Source organism: Eubacteriaceae bacterium Marseille-Q4139, from assembly GCA_018223415.1.
Lineage (GTDB): Bacteria > Bacillota > Clostridia > Lachnospirales > Lachnospiraceae > CABSIM01.
On sequence record JAGTTQ010000001.1, the window covers coordinates 1 to 20,474 of the forward strand.

Annotated in this window: 19 protein-coding genes; 2 read left to right on the plus strand and 17 right to left on the minus strand. The window is 52.0% G+C overall.

Features of this window, described 5'->3' with window-relative positions; translation table 11 throughout:
• Positions 1-129: 129 nt before the first annotated feature.
• From KE531_00005 to KE531_00085, 17 genes are all read right to left on the minus strand, one after another.
• Complete coding sequence (locus KE531_00005; GenBank protein ID MBR9952025.1) at positions 130-2,205, minus strand: recombinase family protein; 2,076 nt, start codon at positions 2,203-2,205, stop codon at positions 130-132.
• Positions 2,198-3,820: a recombinase family protein gene (locus KE531_00010; protein ID MBR9952026.1), complete on the minus strand. Its 1,623-nt coding sequence runs from the start codon at positions 3,818-3,820 to the stop codon at positions 2,198-2,200. Before KE531_00010 ends, KE531_00005 begins: the two co-directional genes overlap by 8 nt.
• 210 nt (positions 3,821-4,030) lie before the next feature.
• A complete protein-coding gene (locus tag KE531_00015; protein ID MBR9952027.1) occupies positions 4,031-4,855 on the minus strand; it encodes an EFR1 family ferrodoxin in 825 nt (274 codons plus the stop codon).
• A gap of 268 nt (positions 4,856-5,123) precedes the next feature.
• Positions 5,124-6,053 (minus strand): IS3 family transposase, encoded by a 930-nt coding sequence (locus KE531_00020; GenBank protein MBR9952028.1) that lies wholly within the window; start codon positions 6,051-6,053, stop codon positions 5,124-5,126.
• Positions 6,023-6,694 carry a transposase gene (locus KE531_00025; GenBank protein ID MBR9952029.1) on the minus strand — a complete coding sequence of 224 codons (672 nt, stop codon included), beginning with the start codon at positions 6,692-6,694 and terminating at the stop codon, positions 6,023-6,025. The genes KE531_00020 and KE531_00025 overlap by 31 nt, the downstream gene beginning before the upstream one ends.
• A 96-nt stretch (positions 6,695-6,790) precedes the next feature.
• Complete coding sequence (locus KE531_00030; protein ID MBR9952030.1) at positions 6,791-7,729, minus strand: elongation factor Ts; 939 nt, start codon at positions 7,727-7,729, stop codon at positions 6,791-6,793.
• A gap of 70 nt (positions 7,730-7,799) precedes the next feature.
• Entirely contained in the window at positions 7,800-8,531 is a 732-nt protein-coding gene (gene rpsB, locus KE531_00035) for a 30S ribosomal protein S2 (GenBank protein ID MBR9952031.1), read from the minus strand.
• 221 nt (positions 8,532-8,752) lie between these two features.
• Positions 8,753-9,232: a hypothetical protein gene (locus KE531_00040; GenBank protein ID MBR9952032.1), complete on the minus strand. Its 480-nt coding sequence runs from the start codon at positions 9,230-9,232 to the stop codon at positions 8,753-8,755.
• A gap of 12 nt (positions 9,233-9,244) precedes the next feature.
• Complete coding sequence (locus KE531_00045; protein MBR9952033.1) at positions 9,245-10,036, minus strand: RnfABCDGE type electron transport complex subunit B; 792 nt, start codon at positions 10,034-10,036, stop codon at positions 9,245-9,247.
• A gap of 15 nt (positions 10,037-10,051) precedes the next feature.
• On the minus strand, positions 10,052-10,645 hold the full coding sequence (gene rsxA, locus KE531_00050) for an electron transport complex subunit RsxA (protein MBR9952034.1): 594 nt from the start codon (positions 10,643-10,645) through the stop codon (positions 10,052-10,054).
• A gap of 15 nt (positions 10,646-10,660) precedes the next feature.
• Positions 10,661-11,467 (minus strand): electron transport complex subunit E, encoded by an 807-nt coding sequence (locus KE531_00055; protein ID MBR9952035.1) that lies wholly within the window; start codon positions 11,465-11,467, stop codon positions 10,661-10,663.
• 14 nt (positions 11,468-11,481) lie between these two features.
• Positions 11,482-12,105: an RnfABCDGE type electron transport complex subunit G gene (locus tag KE531_00060; protein MBR9952036.1), complete on the minus strand. Its 624-nt coding sequence runs from the start codon at positions 12,103-12,105 to the stop codon at positions 11,482-11,484.
• A complete protein-coding gene (locus tag KE531_00065; protein ID MBR9952037.1) occupies positions 12,092-13,036 on the minus strand; it encodes an RnfABCDGE type electron transport complex subunit D in 945 nt (314 codons plus the stop codon). Before KE531_00065 ends, KE531_00060 begins: the two co-directional genes overlap by 14 nt.
• Before the next feature lie 12 nt (positions 13,037-13,048).
• Positions 13,049-14,377 (minus strand): electron transport complex subunit RsxC, encoded by a 1,329-nt coding sequence (gene rsxC / locus KE531_00070; protein MBR9952038.1) that lies wholly within the window; start codon positions 14,375-14,377, stop codon positions 13,049-13,051.
• 207 nt (positions 14,378-14,584) lie between these two features.
• A complete protein-coding gene (locus tag KE531_00075) occupies positions 14,585-16,462 on the minus strand; it encodes an ABC transporter ATP-binding protein (GenBank protein MBR9952039.1) in 1,878 nt (625 codons plus the stop codon).
• Positions 16,459-18,225, minus strand: a complete 1,767-nt coding sequence (locus KE531_00080) for an ABC transporter ATP-binding protein (GenBank protein MBR9952040.1) — start codon at positions 18,223-18,225, stop codon at positions 16,459-16,461. The genes KE531_00075 and KE531_00080 overlap by 4 nt, the downstream gene beginning before the upstream one ends.
• The gene (locus KE531_00085) at positions 18,222-18,722 is read right to left on the minus strand and encodes a MarR family transcriptional regulator (GenBank protein ID MBR9952041.1); all 501 of its coding nucleotides are present in this window, start codon (positions 18,720-18,722) and stop codon (positions 18,222-18,224) included. The genes KE531_00080 and KE531_00085 overlap by 4 nt, the downstream gene beginning before the upstream one ends.
• 157 nt (positions 18,723-18,879) lie before the next feature.
• Here KE531_00085 and KE531_00090 point away from each other — a divergent pair, with 157 nt between their 5' ends.
• Complete coding sequence (locus tag KE531_00090) at positions 18,880-19,551, plus strand: transposase (GenBank protein MBR9952042.1); 672 nt, start codon at positions 18,880-18,882, stop codon at positions 19,549-19,551.
• Positions 19,521-20,450: an IS3 family transposase gene (locus KE531_00095; GenBank protein MBR9952043.1), complete on the plus strand. Its 930-nt coding sequence runs from the start codon at positions 19,521-19,523 to the stop codon at positions 20,448-20,450. Before KE531_00090 ends, KE531_00095 begins: the two co-directional genes overlap by 31 nt.
• The last annotated feature ends 24 nt before the right edge of the window (positions 20,451-20,474 follow it).

Consider the following 20,474-nt stretch of genomic DNA (forward strand, 5'->3'; position numbering starts at 1 on the left):
TCCCCCCACACAACAAAAAATCCCTCCCACGCCCGTCAGCCAAATTTCCGCCAACAGCCATGAGAGGGACTCTCACACCTTCTACATACTCCTATTTTCTTCCCACCACTCTCTCCCTATCTCCCACTCCTACCTCTTCTTCCTCACATACTTCACCTTCCTCCCCTCCACCTGCCAAACAAACTCCAACCTTTCAACCTTCCCATCCTCACTCTTCTTCCGATACCCCAAAAACTCCTCAATCCGCCTGCTGTTCCCAAAACATCGTAATTTCACCCCAAAATTCGTCTCATACACAGCCACATCACCAAAAACACTCCCCTTCACCACAAAACTCAAATAAAGCACCCGCGAAAACTCCAAAAAATCCGGCGCCGCCACATCTTCCTCGACCTGGTGGCCACCTTCCAAATCTTCCGACTTCTTCCGCTCATCCTCCTCTCTCTTCCGCACTCTCCAGTCTGCGCCTCCAAAGTCTGCCCGGTTCACAAGAATCCGTTCCCCGGCCGCGTTCACCTCCGGAAGCGAAAGGACGCTCGCCAGGAAAAGCTCAAAATTCTTCTTAAGCCCGGCCGCTGCGCTGCCGCCGGCTTCCAACAAATCACACTCTTCCCTCAGCTCACCAATCTCCCTTCCGATGCGCTCCATCCGTTCCTCTGCCGTCTCCCCTGCGCACTCCCATTCCGCGCCGTCTCCGCCGCACTTCTCCCAATCACTGTGCACACGTCCATACTCCGCTTCCCGCTCCGCAATCTCCCTTTCCAAAATCTCTCTGCGGTCGCAGGCCCAGCCTCTCTGCCCCTCTTTCCGGCATTCCGCATCATAAGCCCGCTTAAACTCCTTCACAATCCAGCTCTCCTCGCCGCGTTTCTCATAATCCCGCTTTAACTCATACAGCATCTCCATAAAACTCTGCTCCAATGCCGTCTGGTACACCGCCGCCGAACCACAGCGTCCCCTTGTCTCTACCTTCTCCCTTTCTCCGTCGGAAAGCCGCCCCTGCCTTTTATGACTACCACATTGTTCCCGGCAGTGCCATACCGTACAGGCATAGGAATACGATTCCCGGGCGCCTTCCGCCGAGAGCCCCTGCCAGGAAAGGCAGCGTTCATCCGCATAGCCGGCCGCGACCGCCGTGACGCTCTTCCTGACAAGCGGCGCGCCGCATTCCCCGCAGACAAGATTCCGAAAATGAGAAAGCCTTGTGGCAGGCTTCTTCTTCTCCATTTTCCGGTTTCCCTTCGCATGCCGCTCCCGCGCCTTTAACATGGCCTTCGTCTTTTCCCATGTCATCCTGTCGATAATGGCCGCATGGTGGTCCCGCACATAATACCTGGGCGCCTCCCCGCGGTTCGGCTGCGAATGGTGGGTCAGAAAATCCGTCGTGACCGTTTTCTGCATCTCACAATCCCCCACATACTTCTCATTCCGCAGGACGTCCAGGACAGAATCCGCCCGCCATTTCTTCCCGCAGACCGTCGTGATCCCCTTTTCATTTAGCATCCCCGCAATGCCGTTTGCCGTGCAGCCGCAAAGATACTCAGAAAAAATCATCCGCACCACCCGCGCCTGTTCTTCATTGATCACCCACTCCCCATCCGGCCCCGGGTCATAGCCGATCATCCGGTTCAGGTTGATCACCGGCCGCCCGGCCCGGAAATTCTTCTGGAACGCCCAGCGGATGTTGTCCGAAATCGACCGGCTCTCCTCCTGGGCTAACGCCGACAAAATCGTAAGCACCAGCTCTCCCTTCGCGTCCAGCGTATCAATGTTTTCCTTCTCAAAATAAATTCCAACCGGCGGATCCTGTGACCGGAGCTTTCTTACACACTCCAGTGTATCCAGCGTATTTCTCGCAAATCTGGAAATAGATTTCGTCACAATATAGTCCATGCGCCCATTGGCAGCATCCTCCATCATCTGATTAAACTGCTGCCGCCTGGCTCTGGAAGTACCCGTGATCGCCTCATCCGCATAAATCCCGGCCATCTCCCATTCCGCCTTCTTCCGGATCAGTTCCGTATAATAAATCTTCTGCTTCACATACGAAGTCTGCTGGCTCTCATCCCCCGTAGAAACACGGCAGTAAGCCGCCACACGCAGCCGCCCCGCCCCTGTGATCTGACCGCCGGCCCTGACAGCCCGTCTCGTGGCCGGGATCACTGCCACCTGCGGCTGCTCCCGCCTTCTTTCCGTCTCACCCATTGCTTCTCTCCTCACCTTCTCCAATTTCTGTCTCCGTAACCGTGCCGTCACACCAGAGCACACGGCACCGTCCTGCCGGCAAAATCTCAATAGAAAAAACAAATGCCTTCAAAAACTCCCCGCAGAGCCCGCCAAAAAACGCCTGCAATCCGCCTCTCTTTCGCGGAAGCGTCCGGAGCCATGAAAGCGCAGACTCCCGGCACAAAAGATCTGCCTCAAATTCCTCGCTGTACTGTTCCAGCCTCTCCCTCTGCTTCAAAAGCCTCTCCCTGTCGCCGCCTTCGGCCATGGAAATCTGCCGTTCCAGAAACATGGCCTCCCTGCCGGAAAATGCTGTCCTCATGGCCGTCTCCAGCCATTCCGTCATGCGGCGGATGAAGCCGTCCTCCAGCCATGCACCGAACCGCGTCATGGCCGCCCGCCTGAGTGCCGCTTCCATCTCTTCTTCATACACCCAGCCAGCCCGGCACACATTCCTTCCATTATGAAGCTCCGCCGTCGGGCAGAACCAGATGGGCCTGTGCTTCCTGTTTCTCGAATGAAAAAAACGGCCGCAAAAGCCGCAGACAAGCCTGCCGGAAAATGGATAGCAGTTCCTCACACCGCTCTTATTGGAAAACAGCTCCGAATTCCTGTCTGCCGCCTCCTTTGCCTTTAAAAACAACTCCCGGCTCACAATGGCCGGATGATGGCCGCTGACGAAAAACTGAGGCTCCTCGCCGCGGTTCTTCCTGGATTCCCGCGGAAGGAAGCCAGTCGAATACGACTTCTGGAGAAGCACATCGCCGGCATACCGCTCCAGCCGGATCATCTGCCCCACATAACGCCCCGTCCAGCCCTCGTACAGCCCGTCGCGCAGAGCCCCCTTCGGCGCCTGCCGCCCCTCGCGCTGCCGCCTGTGCTTTTCCGTCCAGACATGCTCCGGGGCCGGAACCCCCTCCAGATTTAACTGCGCTGCAATCCGGCGGAACGAATGCCCGGCCGCTGCTTCCTCAAAAATCCGCCTCACAACGGCAGCTTCCTTCTCCACCACTTCAAGGCTCCGAAGCCGGTAGCCGTCCGCGGTCACCTCCGTCTCCCCGGAATATCGATAGCCATAAATCGCAAGATTCTTCGCCTCCCCCTTCGGGTACCGCTTCTGAAAGCCCCACCGCACATTGGCTGAAACCGACTGGCTCTCCTCCTGTGCAATGGCTCCCAGCGCCGTAAGCACAAACTCCCCGGCCATGGCACCGGTATCCAGATTCTCCTTCTCAAAAAAAATCGAGGCGCCGCTCTCCCTTATGACCTGAAGCGCCTCGAGAAAATCCGCCGTATTCCTGGCAAACCGCGAAATAGATTTGCAGATAATCCGGTCAATGTACCCGGCCCTGCAATGCCTGAGGAGCCGCTGGAATCCCGGCCTCTTTTTCCCCTGCACGCCAGATCTCCCATAGTCCGCATAAATTCCTGCCGGCTCAATCCCGGGATCCTCCAAAAGAACCTTCCTGAAATAACGCTCCTGGAGCTCATAAGACTCCTCCTGCCCGCTTCCATCCTCAGAAACCCGGATATATGCGGCCGTCCGAAGCTTCCGCCTTCCGCCATCACTCACTTCCCTTTTCCTTTGTGTCATCACACTGCTTCCTCCTTTGTAAATTTCCATCTTCCGTCAGATTTCCGGCAAATTTGGCCTCTCCCAGGCCGCCCCAAAAACATCCCTGCGCGCCTGGCTCACTGCCCGCCGAACCAAAAAAGACATTTTTCGACATTAAACATAAAAAGAAAAAGCCAGGGCAATACGCCGCCCCGGCTTTCCAAAAATACTCTCCGGCTGCTTCCGGAATCAATTTTCAAAAAAAGAATTGCATGCCCTTGCCGTATAGTTTTTCTCCAGCATCCGCACATGGGACAAAAACTGCTCGTCCACAAAATACTTTGCCTGCCTCGGGCACTTCTTCACACAGGCCTGGCACTTGATGCAGATACCCGTCACCTGCGTCACGTTCTCCCTGTCAATACTGCCCATGGGACATACCTGCGCGCAGATTCCGCACCGGTCGCACTTGTCCGCGTCCGTAAGCGGCTTCGCCTTCAAAAACTTGGCCGGCGTTCCGTCTTCTGCAAGCGGCGTATAATACGGGCCAACCGGCTCATTCCCCTTGACGGACACATGCTCCGGAAGCTCCCCTGCCTTGATTTTATCGGCAACACGCTTTGCAAAGCCGCGGATCTCCTCCAAATCTTCGGCATCCGGCCTTCCAACAGCCAATGTCCTGGAAAATGCATGCTGGCTCACAATTGCCGCAGCCGCAGCCGTCCGAAAGCCATGACTCTCCAGAACCAGTTTCAGCTCCATGAGTCCGTCATCAAAGCTTCTGTTTCCATACACGCTGACAGGAATCGCATAAGCTCCGGCAGCCGTAAAGCAGCGCTCCACATCCGGAAGAAGCTTGTTGGGCACACGCCCTGCATAGACCGGCGTACCGATAACCGCCAGATCCTCCTTCCCGAAGGCATATATCTTTTCCCGGCTTTCCGGCAGTGTAAAATCAATCTCCTGAAGCTCCAGTCTCAGTTCCTCCGAAAGCCCTCCGGCAATGGCCGTCACCGCCTTCTTCGTTCCTCCTGTCGGGCTGAAATACACAGCCCAGATTCTCTTAATATCCATCTTCGTCCTCCCATTGACAGAAAAATTCTACATAAACCATCCTACCTCTCCCCAAACGGTTTGTCAACGCCATTTTGTCAGGCACCGCAGGTGCCGCGGCCTTCGCCCTTTTAACACGGCACTTCCCCACTCATATCGGCATGGCTTGCCTGCTGCCGCAAATATAAAAAAGGCCCCGGGCAAACGCCCGTGAACTGCTTCCCGTCAAGTAGACAATCAAAAAAATATAATTTTTTTCTGCCAGTAGGTATCACCTGCTGGCAGATTTTTACGCTGCCTGTAAATATTTTTCGTGTTTCTCCATTGGTGTTACTATACCAAGCTTCCTCTGCAAACGTCTGTTGTTATAGTAATTGATATATTTCTCTATCATGACCACCAGTGATTCTCTGTCCATAAATCGTTTACCATAATAACGCTCCCGTTTTAGAATTCCCCAGAATCCTTCCATTGGTCCATTATCGATACACTTTGCTACTCTGGACATGCTCTGCATCATCCCTGCTGCTTCAAGTTTTGCATGAAAGGCTCTATTGGTGTATTGAAAGCCTCTGTCACTGTGAAACATTGGATGTGCTTCAGGATTATCTTTGACTGCATCATCAAAGGTATCAAACACTAATGCATTACTATTACTGTCGCCAATACGGTAGGATACGATTCTTCGGTCATACAGGTCAAGAATTGCACTTAAATATACCTTGTGCTTTTCAATTCCGATATAGTAATGAAATTCCGTTACATCGGTCAACCACTTTTCATTCGGAGCTTCTGCCGTGAATTCACGATTCAGGATATTTTCGGCTATGTACTGTGGATTTGCAGCCTGTCTTGTACAGCTATCGTTTGCATATTTGATAGTGGATTTGATACCAAGTTTCCGGCAGATGCGCAAAACACGTTTATCATTTACATCAATGTCATGGTAACGCTCCAACTCATCACGGATTCTGCGATAACCCTTATCAGGTGATTCTATGTGGATTTTTTCTATCAGTTCCGCAATTTTTCGGTTTTCCTGTTCATTCTCTGACATTTCATGGTTCAGCCATTTGTAATAAGCCGCCCTTGAAACACCGCCAATCTTACAAAGCTCCTGTATCGGATAATCGTGTTCTTCCTGTTCTTCTTTGACAGCCTGATAGATATGCTCGTGGCGGATCAGGCTCAGCCCCGCCTCCTTTCGATTTCCTCTAATTTTTTTAAGAATGATAACTCCATTTCTTCACGTTGCCGTTTGGCTTTTTCCAGTTTCAACTCCGCTTGAAGCTTTTCCACCTCTGTAAGAGAATCTTCCGATTTTCTTTTGCCGCGGTTATCCTGTAATGCAGGAACTCCGCCTGTTTCGTATTTGATAGTGTAATTTCGTGCCTGCTGATAGGACACCTTAAAGTTTTCTGATGTTTCAGCATAGTTATGGCCATGGGAAATGCAGTAGGATGCAATTTCCACTCTTTCTTCAAACGTTGTTTTTCTTCCTTTGGTCATAAGACTACATCCTCCTGTTCTGGAAGCCTTTAGCTCCTTATGACCATTATACAGCGCAATCCATTTCCTGAGTGTACGAGTACTGGAAATTTTATGTTTTTTACAAATATCACGTAGTGAACCAAGACCAGAAAGATACTCTTGTACAGCAATCTCTTTCTCGGCGGAAGTTCTTTTGGTCCATCCTTTGTTGTAAAAGGTTTCTGAACCCATAGACTGATAATTACGAATCCATTCTTCTAAAGTAGTAGGATGAATTCCTTCTCCTGTTGATACAGATGTAATACTATGTTTAGCTTCCAAAATAAGCTTTACCATTCGTAATTTATCTTCAGCAGAATATTTACGCATAAGAAATGCTCCCTCCTTGATAAACAGTTTTATTATTTCAACTGTCTACCTAGAAGGGAGCATATCACCGGAGCCTCCGAAAACACATGTTCTGGTTTATTTGCCAGCCATCTGCTTAGCAACTTCCTCAGCAAAGTTCTCTTCCTTCTTCTCGATACCCTCGCCGGTCTCGAAACGGATGAACTTCTTGATTGCAATCTTAGCGCCGTTCTTCTTGGCAACCTCAGCAACGTACTGAGCAACAGACTGCTTTCCGTCCTCTGCCTTTACATAAACCTGATCCATCAGGCAGATTTCCTTTAACTCTTTCTTAATACGGCCCATTACCATGCCGCTGATAATCTTATCATTAGCATCCGGCTTCTCGTTCTTGGCAGCCGCCGTAAGGATCTCTTTCTCTCTCTCGATGTATTCAGCATCTACTTCGCTCTCGTTTGTGTAGAGCGGCTTTAAAGCTGCTGCCTGCATAGCGACGTTCTTTGCCATCTCCTTGATCTCGTCGTTGACAACGTCTGTCTCCACGTCAACGAGAACGCCGATCTTTCCGCCTGCATGAATATAGGAAGCAACAAATCCGTTCGGCTCCTCAAGCTGAGCGAATCTTCTGATGTGCATGTTCTCACCGATGATGGAAATCTGGGTGGAAAGAGCCTCAGCCACGGTCATGGACGGATCCTTCTCCCACTTCTCGTTCATGAAAGCGTCGATGTCTGCTGCCGTCGTGTTGAGCGCCTGAGCTGCAACATCTGCAACATAGCTGCGGAACTTCTCGTTCTTTGCAACGAAGTCAGTCTCAGCGTTTACCTCAACGGCAACTGCCTTCTTCTCGTCAGCGGAAACAACCGTATCCACGATTCCCTCTGCTGCAATACGGCCAGCCTTCTTTGCTGCACCGGCAAGTCCCTTTTCACGCAGGAAATCAACTGCCTTGTCCATATCGCCGTCCGTAGCCGCAAGAGCCTTCTTGCAGTCCATCATTCCGGCGCCTGTCATTTCTCTTAATTCTTTCACCATTGCTGCTGTTACTGCTGCCATGTTCTATTCCTCCGATATATAAAAGTCATGCCGCCTGCAAAGAGCAGGCGGCTGCCAGCTCCGTCTGAAATTAAGCCTCAGCTGCTTCTTCCTCAGAAACCTCTTCTACGGCCTCAGCCTCGCCCTGATTTGCCTCCACAACAGCGTCTGCCATCTTGGAAACGATCAGTTTTACGGCTCTGATTGCATCATCGTTGCCCGGGATCACGTAATCCAGCTCTTCCGGATCGCAGTTGGTATCAGCAATACCGATCAGGGTAACTCCCAGAGTGTGAGCTTCCTGTACGCAGATTCTCTCCTTCTTCGGATCCACAACAAAAATGGCATCCGGAATCTTCTTCATTTCCTTGATTCCGCCAAGGTTCTTCTCTAACTTCTCCCACTCTTTCTTAAGAGCGATGACTTCCTTCTTCGGAAGAACGTCGAAAGTTCCATCCTCAGCCATTTTCTCGATGGCTTTCAGTCTTGCGATTCTGGACTGGATGGTCTTGAAGTTGGTCAGCATGCCGCCGAGCCATCTCTCATTTACATAGTACATTCCGCAGCGCTCTGCTTCCGTCTTGATGGCATCCTGTGCCTGCTTCTTGGTACCTACGAACAGGATGGTGCCGCCGTCCTTTGCGATATCGGAAACGGCCTTGTAAGCCTCGTCAACCTTGCCTACGGACTTCTGAAGGTCGATGATATAGATACCATTTCTCTCCGTATAGATGTACGGAGCCATTTTCGGGTTCCATCTTCTTGTCTGGTGGCCGAAGTGTACGCCGGCTTCCAGAAGCTGCTTCATAGAAATAACGCTCATTTTCTTTTCCTCCATTTGGTTTTTCTTCCGTCTGCATTAAGCTCCCTCAAAGACCCTGCCAGGCAGAGCACCATTCTCAGAATCCACAGACGTGCATATTATCAGCTTTTCTACTATATCACAAGAATCGCAGACGTGCAAGGGATTTTTTCCAAAATTTTCGCACCAATTTCACCAAGAAAACAGCTATGACAAAATGCTGTCTCCTGACAGGAATTTCGTCATGCAGGCTTTGCTTTTCCCGTCAGCGCAGCCTGGATGGACTTTTTCAAATCCAGATCTTCCGGCAATATTCCATACTTTCTCCTATAACGATGAACCAGCTGATAATACCCATGATCATGACTGATAATAAAAATCTGCCCATGATCTTCTCTGTTTACCGTATTCCCCAAAAATCCCTTGATTCTGTTGTCCACAGCTTCCTTCCCCGGCTCAACCAGGATTACTCCGACATGAGAACGGACATAACCTTTTACTCTTAATCGCCGTCTCAATCCTTCCGTCGTAACAAAAATCAGGACTTGATCGCCCTCTCCAAGCCGCTGCATTCCATTCAATGCCTTATAGATGAAACTGTCTCCATCCACAAGAAACAGCCTTTTATAGTTCTTCATGTTTTGCTCCCCATCCCTGTCTCCGTAAGCAAAAAGCGCCGCAGACAGCCCCATCTTCCTGGCTGCCCGCAGCGTTTTCACCAATCTTCAATTCTCCTACAAAATCACCTTCGCCGGGCACTTTGCCGCGCACTTGCCGCAGTTGGTGCACTTGGAATAGTCGATCACGGCGACGTTATTGTCCATATGGATCGCATCGAACTCGCACTGCTTGGTGCAGAGCGTACAGCCGATACAGCCGGCGTCGCATTTTTTCTTCACGTCGGCGCCCTTGTCGTGGGAGCTGCACTGGACAAGGTGCTCTGCCTTGTACGGCACAAGCTCGATCAAATGTCTCGGGCAGGCCTCCGTACACTTTCCGCAGGCCACGCACTTTTCCTTATCCACGACAGCCACGCCGTCCACCACGTGAATGGCGTCAAACTGGCAGGCCTTCACGCAGCTTCCGGAGCCGAGGCAGCCGTAAGCGCAGGCCTTGTCGCCGGCGCCGGGAACGACCGTAATCTTATTGCAGTCCTCGATGCCGTAATAGCTGTACTGCACATTGGCCTTGTCGCAGGTGCCCTTGCACTTCACGAACGCCACCATTTTCTCTGCGCTTCCGGCCTCTACGCCCATGATGGCCGCAATCTTGTCGGCCACCGGCGCGCCGCCAACCGGACATGCGTTTACCGGGGCTTTCCCCTCTGCGATGGCCTTAGCCAGCGCATCACAGCCTGCAAAGCCGCAGCCGCCGCAGTTATTTCCGGGAAGCTCCTCGCGGACGAGGATTTCCTTTTCATCTACTTCAACCTTAAACTTCTCGCTGGCAATTCCCAAAAGCACGCCGATGATGATGCCGACCGCACCGACGAGAACCGCCGCGATGATTACACCTGTCATATTCATCCTTCGTCTCCTCCTTTAAATCAGGCCGGAAAATCCGAAGAAGGCAATCGACATCAGGCCGGCCGTAATTAAGACAATCGGGGATCCCTGGAAGGAACGTGGCACATCGTTGTACTCGATCTTTTCACGGATGCCGGCCAACAGGACGATGGCGATGGTAAAGCCTACGGAAATACCGATGCCGTTGACGACGCTCTCGATAAAGTTGTATTCCTTCTGCACATTCGTCAGGGCAACACCGAGAACGGCGCAGTTGGTGGTAATAAGCGGAAGATAAACGCCCAGGGACTGATACAGGGAAACCATGTTCTTCTTCAAGAACATCTCCACGAACTGTACGAGGGCCGCAATTACCAGGATAAAGACAATGGTCTGAAGGTACGTCAGATCCACGCCGATGAGGCTCGTCTTCGGATCCAGGAAGAACTGGTAGACGAGGCTTGTGCAGGCGCTTGCGATGGTGATAACGAAAATAACCGCAATACCCATGCCGGCCGCCGTCTCTGTTTTCTTGGACACGCCGAGGAACGGGCAGAGGCCAAGGAACTGGCTTAAAACGACGTTGTTTACCAGGGCAGAGCCGATGGCAATCAGTAATAATTCTTTCATTCTCCCGTCTCCTCCTTATTCTGCTTTGTTTTCAGCAGCCTTTGCCGCCTCGGCAGCCTTTTTTGCTGCCAGCGCCTTCTCAGCCGCCGCCTTCTTTTCCGCAGCCGCTTTCGCCGCTGCCTCAGCCTTCTTCTCTGCCAGGACAGCATGGTTCGCCGCACATGCGGAGCCGGAACAGGTCAGGCAGTTCCCGCCGCAGGCCAACTCCGATCTCGGAGCGTCGCCGTTGGTGGCAGACGGAAGCTTTAACTTGTTCTGGATCGCCGCCAGCATGGCCAGCGTTAAAAGTGCGCCGGGAGCCAGGATCATGATGGAGATATGGAAGCTCTCCGGGATGATCGTATGGCCGAAGAATGCGCCTGCGCCGAGGATCTCACGGAAAATACCGATGATCGTTAAGGAACAGGTAAATCCGAGTCCCATGCCGAGTCCGTCAAAGAAAGACTCCACCGGGCCGTTTTTCGACGCATACGCCTCGGCACGGCCGAGGATGATGCAGTTTACAACGATTAACGGGATATAGATTCCCAGAGCATCGTAAAGGGACGAGACATAGCCCTGGATCAAAAGCTGTACGATTGTAACCAGGCTGGCTACAACGACGATAAAGGCCGGGATCCTCACCCGGTCAGGGATGATATTCCGAAGAGCCGAGATCAGCAGGTTGGAAAACATCAGGACGGCTGTGGTGGAAAGTCCCATGCCAAGGCCGTTGATGGCAGATGTCGTCGTCGCAAGAGTCGGACACATTCCGAGCATCAGGATGAAGGTCGGATTCTCTTTGATAATACCGTTATACAAGCGTTCTGTACATTTGTTCATGATATCCCACCTCCTCAGTTAATATAGGTATGCAGGTAATAGAGAGCTGCATTCACCGCATTTGTCACCGCGTTGGACGTGATCGTCGCGCCGCTGATGGCGTCGATTTCCGTATCCGCCGACGCACCGTTCTTTGTCACCGTCAGCTTATCGGCATTCTTTCCGATATACTGGCCCTTGAAATCATCTTCCTTCGCCTTAAGGCCGAGGCCTGGCGTATCGCTGATCTCGCGGATGCCGACGCCTGTGATCGTGCCGTCTGCGTCAAAGCCAACGGAAATCTTCACGGCGCCGCCGTAGCTGTCGTTGGATAACGAGTTTAACACATAGCCGACCGTGTTTCCGGAAGCGTCCTTTCCCTCTAACGCCGACTCAACGGCGATGCCGCCGAGATTCAGGCCGGAAAGCTCGCCGGAAGCCTCCATGACAGCGATCTGTTCCTCGGAGCCCTCCACCGCCGTGAATTCGGAAGCGGCAGGGAGAACCTCCCGGTACGTCCTGTTGTTGGCCTCGATGGTGGCCTGCGCAATGGGATCCTTCGTCAGTTCATAGACGAAGCCGAGGCAGAGGCCGGAAACCAGCGTGATGGCAAACAGGATCAGGGCGTCTTTCATAAAACTGGATTTACTTGCTGCCATTTTTCTTACCCCCTTTTCCGAATGCTGTTGGAAGCGTGGCCTTTTCAATTAACGGCACAAGCATGTTGCAGATGATGATCGCATAGGAAACGCCCTCTGCGCTGCCGCCGAAAATACGGAAAAGCCCCGTAAGGAGTCCCAAAATCACGCCGAAAACAAGCTGGCCGCCAGGAGTAATCGGGCTTGTGACATAGTCCGTCGCCATGAAGAAGGCGCCGAAAATAAGGCCGCCGCCGCAGACCTCAGCCGCCACATAGGAAAGATCCTGCCGGCCGAAAATAAACGCGAACACGGCAAAGGTCAGTATGTAGGCTGCCGGGATCTTGATGCTTATAACCTTCTTATATAAAAGGTAAGCCGCACCGATCAAAAGAGCCACCGTGGAAACCTCGCCGATGGTTCCCGGAATCTTTCCAAGGAACATGGCCATCAGGTCATACTCGCCGCCTGCCTTCATCGCAGCAAGAGGCGTCGCACTTGCAACAGCGTCGATGGACGGGTCATAGAACCGTGTCATCGGGCCTGCAAAGGAAATCAAAAGGAAACACCTGGCCGCAAGCGCCGGGTTCATCCAGTTCTGTCCGAGGCCGCCGTAAAGCTGCTTTACGATGATGATCGCAAAGACGCCGCCTAAAACCGGGATCCAGATCGGGATGGTCGGCGGCATGTTAAGGCCCAGGATCATGCCCGTCACGACGGCACTGCCGTCACTGATCGTAATCGGTTTTCCCATGAGGGATTCAAAGACATACTCGCTGAGGACGCATGCCAGAACCGTTGCAACAACAACAAACAGGGAATAAACCCCAAACTGTATCACACCCCAGGCTGTCGCCGGAAGCATGGCAATCGCCACATCGTACATCAGGTTCTTCGTGGCAACCTTGCTGCGTACATGAGGTGAGGATGATACATGAAATAAATTACTCATTTTTTCCGCCTCCTACGCTTTCTTTCTTCTGGCCGCCATCACAGCCTTCCGCATTTCCTTGAATGCCTGGGTCAGTGGACGGTGGGCCGGACAGATATAGGTACAGCTTCCGCATTCGCAGCATTCCATACCGTTCAGTTTCTCAAACAAAGCCAGATCGCTCCGCTCTGCCGCCGCCATCATAAGCACCGGCACAACGTGGCCGGGACATACCTCGACGCAGCGTCCGCAGCGGATGCAGGCCGTCTCGGCGTTTGCGGAAACCTCATCCTTCGTAAAGCAGGTCAGGGCCGAGGAGGTCTTCATCACCGGGATATCCAGAGAGAACAGCGCCTGCCCCATCATCGGGCCGCCGGAGATCATCTTTTCCGGCTCGGTCTTAAAGCCGCCGGCAGCTTCTAAAAGTTCTCTGTAATTCGTTCCGAGGCGTACCTCGAAATTCTGCGGATTCGCAACAGCATCACCGGTCACAGTGATAATCCTGCGGATTAACGGAATATTCTCACAGACTGCATTATAAATCGAGACAACCGTATCCACGTTGTCCACGATACAGCCGGCGTCGGCCGGGAGCATGGTGGAGTTGATCTCTCTGCCGCCGGTCACGGCATAGATTAAGAAACGCTCGCCTCCCTGCGGATACTTCGTCTTTAACGGGCAAACCTCAATCCGCGGCTCGTCCTTTACAAGCGCCGTCAGTTTTTCGATGGCCTGCGGCTTGTTCTCCTCGATACCGATGACGCCCTTCGCCTTGTCGAAAAGCTTTAAAATCACCTTCAGACCGCCGACGAGCTTCTCCGGCTGTTCCATCATCACGCGGTAATCGGAGGTCAGATACGGCTCACACTCTGCCGCATTGACGATTACATAGTCGATGGCGTTTTCATCCTTTGGCGTCAGCTTTACGTTCGTCGGGAAACCGGCGCCGCCGAGGCCTACAATCCCGGCCTCCTTCACAATGTCGCGGATCTCCTGCTTGGAAAGCTCCGTATAATCCCGCGGCACGCCGAAGCCCTCCACGGCCTTATATTCCCCGTCGTTTTCCACGATAATGGAGGAAACCATGCTGCCGTTTGCCACAAGCCTCGGTTCGATGGCCTTTACCGTTCCCGAGACGGAACAGATGACGTTTGCCGAAATAAAACCGCCGGCTTCAGCAATCTTCTGTCCCACCAGCACCTGATCGCCTTTTGCGACAAGGGGCTTGGCCGGGGCGCCGATGTGCTGAGACAGCGGGAATACCAGCTCGCCTTTGGGCTGGATGACCTGAATCGGCTTATCTTCGGACAGCTCTTTCCCCTCATAGGGATGAACGCCGCCAATAAATGTCCTCAGACCCATGAAACAAACCTTCTTTCTGTAAATATTCAATAGTACTGCCGAAACATAGTATAGCATACTTGTCACTTCAGCACAATTAGTAAATGGATAACTTTTTAACAGAATCTTTATGTTTTCGTCCGTGTACTTAAAAAAATACAAATTTGACGCGGCCCGGCTTTGAAAAATAAACCAGGGCCGCGTCTTCAAAAAAGAAAAGAAACTTATCTAATCCAGCTCGGAAATTCCCGTGTAGAGCTCATAGTACCGCCCCTTCTGGGCCAGCAGATCGTCGTGGTCGCCGCGCTCGATGATCTCGCCGTTCTCCAGAACCATGATGGCGTTGGCGTTTCTTACGGTGGAAAGCCGGTGGGCAATCACGAACGTCGTCCTGTCTGCCATCAGCCGGTCCATGCCCTCCTCGATGTGCTTTTCCGTCCTCGTATCGACGGAGCTGGTGGCCTCGTCCAGAATTAAAATCGGCGCTTTGGAGACGGCCGCCCTGGCAATATTAAGAAGCTGCCTCTGCCCCTGGCTCAAATTGGCGCCGTCGCTCTCTAACATCGTATCATAGCCGTGGGGCAGCCGCATGATAAAGGAATGGGCCGACGCCGTCTTTGCCGCCTGGATGACCTCCTCGTCGGTGGCGTCAAGGCGCCCGTAGCGGATGTTCTCCATGACCGTCCCCGTAAAAAGGTGGGTATCCTGGAGCACCATGGCGATGTTTTTCCGCAGCTCCTCCCGCTTGATATGGCGGATGTCCACGCCGTCGATGGTGATGGAGCCCGACTGGATGTCGTAAAACCTGTTGATTAAGTTGGTAATCGTCGTCTTTCCTGCGCCGGTGGAGCCGACAAAGGCGATCTTCTGCCCCGGCTTTGCATAGAGGCTGATGTCCTTTAAAATCACCTTATCCGGCGTATAGCCGAAGGTCACATGGTCGAGAACCACGTTGCCGCGCATGTCCTTAAAGGCCACGGCATCTTCATCGTCGGCCGGCTCCGGCTCCTCGTCCATGACAGCAAAGACACGTTCCGCGCCTGCGAGCGCCGAAAAGACGTTGGAGACCTGCATGGAAATCTCGTTGATGGGCCTGGAAAACTGCCTGGAAAAGTTTAAAAATACGGTCAGCCCGCCGACGTCAAAGCCCCTGAGCACACAGAGCAGGCCGCCGATGCAGGCAGTCAGGGAGTAATTGACCTGGCTCAGATTGTTCATGACCGGCCCCATCATGCCGCCCAAAAACTGGGCCTTGATCTGTTTGTTCCTGAGATCCTTATTGAGGATGTCAAATTCCTCCTCCGCGATCTCTTCATGGCAGAACACCTTCACCACCTTCTGCCCGGTGATCGTCTCCTCGATATAGCCGTTTAAAGCGCCGAGAGCCGACTGCTGGGCGTTGAAAAACTTCTGGCTGCGGCTTGCGACGGCGCCGCCGGCCTTCAGCATTAACGGGATCAGCACCAAAGTAATCACCGTCAGGTAAAGATTCGTATAAATCATGAGCCCCAGAGTGCCGATGATGCTTAAAGCCCCTGCAAAAAGCTGCACCAGCGTGCTGCTCAGCATGTTCCCGATGGTGTCCACGTCGTTGGTGAACCGGCTCATCAGATCGCCGTTTGCGTTGGTGTCATAAAACCGCACGGGAAGCGCCTGCATCTTCGCAAACAAGTCGGTGCGGATCCGAAGCAGCGCATCCTGGGCCACGGTCAGCATGATCCGCGCCTGGAAATAGTTGGCTGCCACACCGACGATGTAAACACAGGCCATCACCATAAGGCCGCCGAAAAGGCCGGACACGCTCCCGCGGCTGCCGTCTGCCGGCGCAATATAGGTATTGATAATCGGTCTCAAAAGGTACGATCCGGCCAGGGAAGCCACCGTATTGACGATGACGCAGACAAAGGCCAGCGCAAGCTTTAACCGATCCTGCTCCAGATATTTCATCAGACGGCCGATGGTGGGCCTCATGTTTTTCGGCTGTCCGCCGCCTCTCGGCCCGCCCGGGCCTCTTCCCGGGCCGCCTGGCCCGCGCCTTCTCGGCGCCTCCGCCATCCGGTTCCCGTAGCGGCGCCTTAAGCTTTTCGCTCTCTCGCTCTCTGTCATGCCGTCACCTCCTGTCCCGTCACACTGCCCATTTTCGAGCTTCCCATCTGGGTCGTGTAAATTTCATTGTATGCCTCGCAGCTTTCAAGAAGCTCTGCGTGGGTGCCCTTTCCGATGATCTGCCCGTCCTCGAGGACTAAAATCAGGTCGGCGTCTTTCACGGAGCTGATCCTCTGGGCGATGATGATCTTTGTCGTGTCCTTTAGCTCGTTTTGGAAGCTCTCCCGGATCCTAGCTTCCGTCGCCGTATCCACGGCGCTGGTGGAATCGTCGAGAATCAGGATTTTCGGCTTCTTAAGAAGCGCCCTGGCGATACAGAGCCGCTGCTTCTGGCCGCCGGAGACATTAACGCCGCCCTGGCCCATCTCCGTGCCGTACTCGAACTGGAAGGAACGGACAAAGCCGTCTGCCTGGGCGCTCTTTGCCGCCTCCACGATTTCCTCCATGGGTGCATCCTCGTTTCCCCAGCGCAGGTTCTCCTCGATGGTGCCGGAAAACAGCACGTTCTTCTGGAGCACCATGCCGACGCCCTCCCGGAGATTTTTTAAGGAATAATCCCGCACATTGACGCCGTCCACAAGCACTTCACCGCCTGCGGCGTCATAGAGCCTGGGAATTAACTGGACAAGCGACGTCTTCCCGCTTCCCGTGGAGCCGATGATGCCGATGGTCTGGCCGGACTCCGCCGAAAAGGAAATATGCTCGAGCACCAGGTCGTTTCTGCCGTCCCCTTTCCCGTAGCCGAAACTCACATCCTTAAATTCCACGCGGCCGGACTCCACCTTTTTCTCCTTATATGCCGCCTCATCATCGTTTAAGTCGATGGGCGTATCCATGACCTCGTTGATACGCCGCAAGGACGCCCTGGCACGGGAGCTCTGGAGAAAAATCATGGAGAGCATCATAAGCGACATCAGAATCTGGACAATGTAAGTCGTAAATGCCGTCAAATCGCCCACCGGCATGCTTCCGGCAATAATCAGGTTCCCGCCGTACCAGACGACGGCTAGCGTCGTGATATTCATCATGAGCATCATGACCGGCATCGTCATGATAACGATTCTCATGGCCCTTAAGCTGCTGTCCTTTAAGTCTTCGTTGAGAGCAGAAAACTTTTGGATCTCAAAGTCTTCACGGACAAAGGATTTGACGACGCGGACGTTGGTGAGCGCCTCCTGGATCCCGGAGTTTAAGCGGTCCAGCTTTTTCTGAAGCATTTCAAACCGCGGATAAGCCGTCTTTAAAATCAGCCCGATGCTCAAAATAAGCACAGGGATCACAATCAGAATCACGAGTGCCAGTCTGGCATTCATCGTAAATGCCATAATTAACGCCCCGATGAACATGCCCGGCGACCGCAGGGCCATCCGCAGCGCCATCATCAGCACGTTCTGCACCTGCTGGATGTCGTTGGTAAGCCGTGTCACCAGGGAACCGGTGCTGAATTCGTCAATGTTCGCAAAAGAAAACTGCTGCACCTTCTTAAACACGTCGCTCCGCAGATCGCTCGTAAAGCAGATGGCTGCCTTCGATGAAAAATAAGCGCCCAGAATCCCGCCTGCGGCCATGAAGACGACGGCTAAAAGCATCAGGCCGCCGGTTCTTGCAATATAGCCCATATCACGGTTTGCGACGCCGTTGTTGATAATCATCGACATGAGCTTCGGCAAGAACACCTCGCCGGCCACCTCCGTCAGCATCATGAGCGGGCCGATGATGAACGAGCTGAGATACGGCGCAATATATTTCCGGTACCGTTTCATGGTTTCTGTCCCTCTCTTTCCTCTTCCTCCAGCATGGCGCTCAGGTTTTCATGGATGCGGCAGACACAGGTGTAAAACGTCTCCTCCTCGTCTGCCGAAAAACCGGCAAACATCCTGGCCTCCACCTTCTTAAAAAAATCCACGCTTTCCGCCACCACGCTGCGGCCTTTTTCCGTAATCAAAATCTTATTGAACCTGTTGTCGTCCTCGTCCACAAGCCGCCTGATATAGCCGCCCTTTTCTAACTTCTTTAAAGAAACGGCTATGGCGGCCGTCGAGACGTTGTAAAGCCTGGCAAGCTCCTTCTGGGACGCCTCCGGATGGCGGAACACATACATCAAAAGCTGATGCTGGCTCCTGTAAACGCCGGTTTTGTTGAGATGGCGCTCCAGCACGCGCTTATGCAGCTTGTTGGTGCGGATATAGGTCTCCACAAGCCGGTGCTCCCTGCTGTCGATGCACAGGCCGCCGCGTTCTTCCTGCGTTCCTGGTTTCATAGTCTTCCTCCTCTCTTTCCTCTATCATTAGCCAGTTAATAATTAGCTAGTTAAGCATACGGCATATTATAATCCCCCATGCCCAAAAAGTGATATGCTCCCTTCTAGGTAGACAGTTGAAATAATAAAACTGTTTATCAAGGAGGGAGCATTTCTTATGCGTAAATATTCTGCTGAAGATAAATTACGAATGGTAAAGCTTATTTTGGAAGCTAAACATAGTATTACATCTGTATCAACAGGCGAAGGAATTCATCCTACTACTTTAGAAGAATGGATTCGTAATTATCAGTCTATGGGTTCAGAAACCTTTTACAACAAAGGATGGACCAAAAGAACTTCTGCCGAGAAAGAGATTGCCGTACAAGAGTATCTTTCTGGTCTTGGTTCACTACGTGATATTTGTAAAAAATATAAAATTTCCAGTACTCGTACACTCAGGCAATGGATTGCGCTGTATAATGGTCATAAGGAACTGAAGGCTTCCAGAACAGGAGGATGTAGTCTTATGACCAAAGGAAGAAAAACAACGTTTGAAGAAAGAGTGGAAATTGCATCCTACTGCATTTCCCATGGCCATAACTATGCTGAAACATCAGAAAACTTTAAGGTGTCCTATCAGCAGGCACGAAATTACACTATCAAATACGAAACAGGCGGAGTTCCTGCATTACAGGATAACCGCGGCAAAAGAAAATCGGAAGATTCTCTTACAGAGGTGGAAAAGCTTCAAGCGGAGTTGAAACTGGAAAAAGCCAAACGGCAACGTGCAGAAATGGAGTTATCATTCTTAAAAAAATTAGAGGAAATCGAAAGGAGGCGGGGCTGAGCCTGATCCGCCACGAGCATATCTATCAGGCTGTCAAAGAAGAACAGGAAGAACACGATTATCCGATACAGGCGCTTTGTAAGATTGGCGGTGTTTCAAGGGCGGCTTATTACAAATGGCTGAACCATGAAATGTCAGAGAATGAACAGGAAAACCGAAAAATTGCGGAACTGATAGAAAAAATCCACATAGAATCACCTGATAAGGGTTATCGCAGAATCCGTGATGAGTTGGAGCGTTACCATGACATTGATGTAAATGATAAACGTGTTTTGCGCATCTGCCGGAAACTTGGTATCAAATCCACCATTAAATATGCAAACGATAGCTGTACAAGACAGGCTGCAAATCCACAGTACATAGCCGAAAATATCCTGAATCGTGAATTTACGGCAGAAGCTCCGAATGAAAAGTGGTTGACCGATGTAACGGAATTTCATTACTATATCGGAAATGAAAAGCACAAGGTATATTTAAGTGCAATTCTTGACCTGTATGACCGAAGAATCGTATCCTACCGTATTGGAGACAGTAATAGTAATGCATTAGTGTTTGATACCTTTGATGATGCAGTCAAAGATAATCCTGATGCACATCCGATGTTTCACAGTGACAGAGGCTTTCAATACACCAATAGAGCCTTTCATGCAAAACTTGAAGCAGCAGGGATGATGCAGAGCATGTCCAGAGTAGCAAAGTGTATCGATAATGGACCAATGGAAGGATTCTGGGGAATTCTAAAACGGGAGCGTTATTATGGTAAACGATTTATGGACAGAGAATCACTGGTGGTCATGATAGAGAAATATATCAATTACTATAACAACAGACGTTTGCAGAGGAAGCTTGGTATAGTAACACCAATGGAGAAACACGAAAAATATTTACAGGCAGCGTAAAAATCTGCCAGCAGGTGATACCTA

Excerpts from the sequence above, each read along its gene's own strand:
- KE531_00005 (MBR9952025.1), bottom strand. The coding sequence starts at position 2,205 with ATGGGTGAGACGGAAAGAAGGCGGGAGCAGCCGCAGGTGGCAGTGATC.
- KE531_00010 (MBR9952026.1), bottom strand. The coding sequence starts at position 3,820 with ATGACACAAAGGAAAAGGGAAGTGAGTGATGGCGGAAGGCGGAAGCTT.
- KE531_00015 (MBR9952027.1), bottom strand. The coding sequence starts at position 4,855 with ATGGATATTAAGAGAATCTGGGCTGTGTATTTCAGCCCGACAGGAGGA.
- KE531_00025 (MBR9952029.1), bottom strand. The coding sequence starts at position 6,694 with ATGCGTAAATATTCTGCTGAAGATAAATTACGAATGGTAAAGCTTATT.
- KE531_00030 (MBR9952030.1), bottom strand. The coding sequence starts at position 7,729 with ATGGCAGCAGTAACAGCAGCAATGGTGAAAGAATTAAGAGAAATGACA.
- rpsB (MBR9952031.1), bottom strand. The coding sequence starts at position 8,531 with ATGAGCGTTATTTCTATGAAGCAGCTTCTGGAAGCCGGCGTACACTTC.
- KE531_00045 (MBR9952033.1), bottom strand. The coding sequence starts at position 10,036 with ATGAATATGACAGGTGTAATCATCGCGGCGGTTCTCGTCGGTGCGGTC.
- rsxA (MBR9952034.1), bottom strand. The coding sequence starts at position 10,645 with ATGAAAGAATTATTACTGATTGCCATCGGCTCTGCCCTGGTAAACAAC.
- KE531_00055 (MBR9952035.1), bottom strand. The coding sequence starts at position 11,467 with ATGAACAAATGTACAGAACGCTTGTATAACGGTATTATCAAAGAGAAT.
- KE531_00060 (MBR9952036.1), bottom strand. The coding sequence starts at position 12,105 with ATGGCAGCAAGTAAATCCAGTTTTATGAAAGACGCCCTGATCCTGTTT.
- KE531_00065 (MBR9952037.1), bottom strand. The coding sequence starts at position 13,036 with ATGAGTAATTTATTTCATGTATCATCCTCACCTCATGTACGCAGCAAG.
- rsxC (MBR9952038.1), bottom strand. The coding sequence starts at position 14,377 with ATGGGTCTGAGGACATTTATTGGCGGCGTTCATCCCTATGAGGGGAAA.
- KE531_00075 (MBR9952039.1), bottom strand. The coding sequence starts at position 16,462 with ATGACAGAGAGCGAGAGAGCGAAAAGCTTAAGGCGCCGCTACGGGAAC.
- KE531_00080 (MBR9952040.1), bottom strand. The coding sequence starts at position 18,225 with ATGAAACGGTACCGGAAATATATTGCGCCGTATCTCAGCTCGTTCATC.
- KE531_00085 (MBR9952041.1), bottom strand. The coding sequence starts at position 18,722 with ATGAAACCAGGAACGCAGGAAGAACGCGGCGGCCTGTGCATCGACAGC.
- KE531_00090 (MBR9952042.1), top strand. The coding sequence starts at position 18,880 with ATGCGTAAATATTCTGCTGAAGATAAATTACGAATGGTAAAGCTTATT.